1 protein-coding gene is annotated in these 1,171 nt (G+C 70.2%); it reads right to left on the bottom strand.

Annotated elements, in window-relative coordinates; translation table 11 throughout:
- Positions 1 to 139 precede the first annotated feature (139 nt).
- On the bottom strand, positions 140 to 1,171 hold a 1,032-nt coding region (locus RWX45_RS05795), incomplete at its 5' end, for a PatB family C-S lyase (RefSeq protein ID WP_316022820.1).

Below are 1,171 nucleotides of genomic sequence, written 5' to 3'. Positions count from 1 at the left end.
GGCGTGAGGGCCGGGGAGCGTCGTGCGGCGGTGTTGGTGAGAGTCATGAGGGCTTTCTGGCTAAGTTGCTGAGTGTGCGTCATATGTGCCGGTTTCGGTACGTCATTAGTGCCGGTTTCGGTGAGAGGGGGCGGTGGGGTCAGGCGGCAAGACGGGCCAGGAGGGCATGAACGGCGATCTCCAGGCGGTCCAGCGCCTCATCGAGGGTGGCGCGCGGGCAGGCGATATTGAGCCGGGTGAAGCCCGCGCCACCGGTTCCGAACAGGGCCCCGTCGTCGAGCCAGAGACCGGCCTCACCCGTGAGGAACTCATCCAGCTCGTCGGCGGCCAGGCCGGTTGCTGCCAGCAGGCCCGTGCAGTCCAGCCACAGCAGGTAGGTGCCCTCGCAGGGGGAGACTTCGATGCCGGGCACGCGCTCCAGGCGACGGATGACGTGGCGGCGGGCGGCGTCAATGTGCTCGCGCAGGGAGTCCAGCCAGGCATCGCCGGACTTGTAGGCGGCCTGGCAGGCCGTCAGCCCCAGCACGTTGGGCTGGGAGTAGCCGACGGCGGCGAGTTCGGCCCGGAAGCGGTCGCGCAGGACGGTGTCGGAGATGAGGATGTTGGCCACTTGCAGCCCCGCCAGATTGAAGGATTTCGACGGCGAAGTGCAGGTGATAGTGCGGGCGGCGACGTCGTCGGACAGGGAGGCGAAGGGCGTGGTGCGGTGGCCGGGCAGGGCGAGGTCGGCATGGACCTCGTCGGAGACGATGAGTGTGCCGTGGCGGCGGGTGATCTCGGCCAGCTCGGTCAGCTCGGTGCGGGTCCACACCCGGCCCACCGGGTTGTGCGGGTTGCACAGCAGGAGCAGGGGTGCGCCGCTGGAGGCGAGGACGGCGTCGAGGGCGTCGAGGTTGCGGCGATAGACGCCGTCGGCCCCGCGTACGAGCGGGGCAGAGGCGACGCGGCGGCCCTGCTGCTCGACGACCTCGCGGAAGGGGTAGTACACCGGCTCCTCAATGACGACGGCGTCGCCGGGCTCGGTCAAGGCGCGCACCGCCAGCGCCAGTGCGGGGACGACGCCGGGGGTGACGACGTTCCACGCCGGGTCGATGCGCCAGTTGTAGCGGCGGGAGAACCAGGCCGCCAAGGTGGCGCCGTAGGCGGTGTCGGGCTCGGAGTAGCCGAGGAT

This window comes from Actinomyces sp. MRS3W, assembly GCF_032465695.1.
GTDB lineage: Bacteria > Actinomycetota > Actinomycetes > Actinomycetales > Actinomycetaceae > Actinomyces.
This window is presented reverse-complemented; position numbering and strand designations above follow the sequence as displayed.